The 3137-nt window shown below is 40.5% G+C and carries 6 protein-coding genes; 2 read left to right on the top strand and 4 right to left on the bottom strand.

Going from position 1 to position 3137, the window contains the following annotated elements:
- Together LC574_RS33225 and LC574_RS33220 are read right to left on the bottom strand one after the other, a co-directional pair.
- On the bottom strand, positions 1 to 439 hold a 439-nt coding region (locus LC574_RS33225), incomplete at its 3' end, for a TRC40/GET3/ArsA family transport-energizing ATPase (protein ID WP_229457845.1).
- 271 nt (positions 440 to 710) lie between these two features.
- Positions 711 to 1088, bottom strand: coding sequence for a hypothetical protein (locus tag LC574_RS33220; protein WP_229457844.1), 378 nt, complete (start codon positions 1086 to 1088; stop codon positions 711 to 713).
- Between the two features lie 128 nt (positions 1089 to 1216).
- Between LC574_RS33220 and LC574_RS33215 the strand changes: the two genes are divergently transcribed.
- On the top strand, positions 1217 to 1405 hold the full coding sequence (locus LC574_RS33215) for a hypothetical protein (protein WP_229457843.1): 189 nt from the start codon (positions 1217 to 1219) through the stop codon (positions 1403 to 1405).
- A gap of 152 nt (positions 1406 to 1557) precedes the next feature.
- Here LC574_RS33215 and LC574_RS33210 read toward each other — a convergent pair whose 3' ends face one another.
- Together LC574_RS33210 and LC574_RS33205 are read right to left on the bottom strand one after the other, a co-directional pair.
- Positions 1558 to 2301, bottom strand: coding sequence for a peptidoglycan-binding domain-containing protein (locus tag LC574_RS33210; protein WP_229457842.1), 744 nt, complete (start codon positions 2299 to 2301; stop codon positions 1558 to 1560).
- Between the two features lie 216 nt (positions 2302 to 2517).
- Positions 2518 to 2706 (bottom strand): hypothetical protein, encoded by a 189-nt coding sequence (locus LC574_RS33205; RefSeq protein WP_229457840.1) that lies wholly within the window; start codon positions 2704 to 2706, stop codon positions 2518 to 2520.
- Between the two features lie 138 nt (positions 2707 to 2844).
- Here LC574_RS33205 and LC574_RS33200 point away from each other — a divergent pair, with 138 nt between their 5' ends.
- Entirely contained in the window at positions 2845 to 3105 is a 261-nt protein-coding gene (locus tag LC574_RS33200) for a Uma2 family endonuclease (protein ID WP_229457839.1), read from the top strand.
- Positions 3106 to 3137 lie beyond the last annotated feature (32 nt).

Below are 3137 nucleotides of genomic sequence, written 5' to 3'. Positions count from 1 at the left end.
CTTCAGGTAAACTCAGTAAGCGCAGTGCAGTACCTGTGGGGGCTGAGTCGATAATTAAAACATCAAACTCACCCTCATCGTAATGGCGTTTCATCCTTACCAAGCCAAAAATCTCATCCATGCCTGGTAAAATTGCCAATTCTTCTGCTTGTACGCCCTCTAAACCCCTTGCCTGTAAAACTTGGGTAATATAACGTTTCACAGCACCCCAGTTGCCCTCCAGTTCTTGTAGCGCATCCAGTTCAGCACCCCACAGGTTTGGGCGAATTTCTTGGGGTGCATGTCCCAGTTCCATGTCAAAACTGTCTGCGAGGGAATGAGCGGGATCTGTACTTAAAACCAATGTCTGATAGCCTAGTTCCGCACAACGGAGTCCAGTTGCAGCAGCAACGGAAGTTTTGCCCACGCCGCCTTTACCGGTCATCAAAATTACACGCATAATAACGTAAAATGAAGGTTTCTAGCTCTTGTTTTATCTTGAATGCTCACTTGATGCTCAAATAAGCTATTTTTAGTGAATTATCAACCATTTTGAGCATTATTTTATACTCAGCATTCATGCTCAATAGATGCTTAAGATTCACTATCTCTATCACCTTAAGTGTAGTATTCCAGGTTGTTAAACAACTAGGAATTATAGTTAAGGCAAACACAAAAAAGCCCACAAACCTGATGCGGTTGTGAGCCAATTAAGATTAAGTCGTAAGTTGTTATTCCCCTAGTAGTTCTATTACCTCTTCAAGCTTGAGTTTTGCCTTGTATAGATTGAGTAATTTCTCTTGCTCCCACCTCTGAGGAGCTTGATACCGTTTCCCTTCCATTGTCAGCTTAATCAGCGCCGCTTGCTCATCAGTAGGTGAATTTATCTGATCAAGCGTGACTGCTATATTCTGGTAAGCTTCAAAAGATAGTCGTTTTAGTCCCCTTCCTTCTTCCATCTGAGTAAGTGCGATCGCAGGGAAACTCATCAAAGATGTAATCCACGAAGTCTTATAACCAGCGTTACCAGTTGGCTTGATGCCGTAACGCCTACACAAGTCTCTCAACTGGGCAATGGTTTTGATTTTAAGTTCTGACCGTGTGAACATAAAATAGAATTACCCATTTTCAAAAGTGGTATCGGTGGTGATACCAGTCTCACAAACAGTTCACCACCGATTAAACACTCTAACTGATTGTGTACAATCAATTCAACCTAGATTAATTTTTTGCAACAATGCCTAACCCTAAAGGAAGCCCTGAAAATTTAGAACCTGGTCAACGCAAGGGTGAGGAACCTATGACGACTACTATCAGTTTTAGGGCTACTGAATCAATGAAAGAGGAGGTCAAAGCACAAGACGATCCACCACAATTTTGTAGAGATGCCATTCAAGAGGCATTAGACAAGCAAAAAAGGAAGTAGTCTAGCTACCTCCTTCTATAATTCTGAGATGTTAAATAACTTATTAAATAACTTATTAAATAAATTATTAAACAACTTTAAAGTATAGATAAAGACTTTTGCTATTAGCAAGGAACTTCAGTTCTTTGCAGGACATGACTTTTACGGTTAGCTTACTTCTTATTCCAGAGATTAATAAATTCTTTATAGATGGCTGGGGTAATTTGACTTTGTAAGTGAGTTAGTGCATCACGATGGTTTTGATTGTTGTCATCATAATAAGTGAACACATTCGTCAGCTTGACAATCTCAGGGTTTTGATCGTTTGTCCCCCTCCATTTGTTAGTAACTTTGTGCAAAACGTCCTTGGGTAGATTTTGTTGTAAGTTATTTAGGGCTGCGATGTAAGAAGGATTTTGAGGATTCTTTTTGAATTGAAACAATAAATCTATCAGCTTAAGTTGTGACTGTGGCTGCTGCTGGAGCTTGTTTGTGAGACTAGGTTGCTGTAAAATTTGACGCTGTTCAATAGTGGCAATGCCATTTTCAGTTAAACCCTGAGATTTCTGAAATTTCTTGACTGCTGTATAAGTAGCTGGCCCATAAAAAGGCTTGCTTGGAGGAATTTCGGCATTGGTTGCAAAGCCATGAAACTTCAATCTATTCTGAAGCCCTATAACTGTATCTTCCATTACACTTCTAGTCTGGGCATCAGCGTTACCATTTACCACAAGTTTTTGTGAGTACTGTTTCTGAAACTTTTTAATCGCTTCTTCAGTAGGATCATCTGTCAAGGAGTTGTTATTGAGCTTCCAGGGAGCAAATTTAGTCAGATCCGGCTTTGGATCTATCTCAGGAGCTAAATATCCCAGCCCAATCAATATATGACGGATGACTTCAGGGCTACTAACAGCCATACTTTTTGGTTCCTTTGCTACTAAACTACCATTTAATGTATCTTGTTTTACAAAAATTATGTAAGTAGAAATAAATAAATCTAACATGTCTTGTTTGCAAGGCGTTCCAAACTTTAAGCGATGTGTGACCCAAGGTGCAACTCTTTGAGACGTTTAGCGTTGGTGGGCGATCGCTTCGGGTTGTTTCTAAATAGCGATCGCATATATTACATGCCATTATAACGACAATGCTCTAGACAAAATTAGGCAGCAATAACGCCGTAAAATCGTCGATTTTGGTAGTTTAAGTAGCGCGATCGCACTTGTCGGATTAGTGGGAAAGCATATATCGCTGAGTTGGATAGTAGTGCGATCGCCCTTTATTAAATCAGTGAACAGTCCTACAATATTATAGGACTTACGCACACTCTACGATGCTTGGCGTTCTTGGCGTCTTGGCGGTTCGGTAAATTAAGCTTTTTGGCAATTTTTGCGTAAGTCCTATATTAAAGTGCGGCAAGAATCTATCCTCTCATAAGTGGTAAAATTTGAGGAAGACTCATCATGAAGTCAGTTGCAAAGATCCCTTTAGCCGAGTTTCTCTCTCAACCCAACATTGAGGCTTCCCCCGCATGGGAGTTAATTAACGGGCAAGCGCTGGAAAAACCAATGCCAACCCTTTTTCACTCGCGGCTACAACGCAATTTAGTGAATTACATAAATCGTCATACTGAGCGGTTTGAAGCCGTGCAAGAACTGCGTTGTATTGTACCTCCCTACTCCCCACTCCCTTTTATTTGTAAACAAAAAGGCGATCGCGGCTAAAACTATTCCAAGTCAGATTACCTTTTTGAATG

Origin of the sequence: Nostoc sp. CHAB 5715 (genome assembly GCF_020829685.1) — a bacterium.
In the GTDB taxonomy this organism is placed as follows: Bacteria; Cyanobacteriota; Cyanobacteriia; order Cyanobacteriales; family Nostocaceae; genus Nostoc.
Note: the sequence above shows the minus strand (reverse complement) of the source record. Positions and strands in the feature narration are given on the sequence as shown.

Bases quoted from the DNA above. Each gene is read 5' to 3' on its own strand.
- LC574_RS33220 (WP_229457844.1), bottom strand. From the start codon at position 1,088: ATGTTCACACGGTCAGAACTTAAAATCAAAACCATTGCCCAGTTGAGA.
- LC574_RS33215 (WP_229457843.1), top strand. From the start codon at position 1,217: ATGCCTAACCCTAAAGGAAGCCCTGAAAATTTAGAACCTGGTCAACGC.
- LC574_RS33210 (WP_229457842.1), bottom strand. From the start codon at position 2,301: ATGGCTGTTAGTAGCCCTGAAGTCATCCGTCATATATTGATTGGGCTG.
- LC574_RS33200 (WP_229457839.1), top strand. From the start codon at position 2,845: ATGAAGTCAGTTGCAAAGATCCCTTTAGCCGAGTTTCTCTCTCAACCC.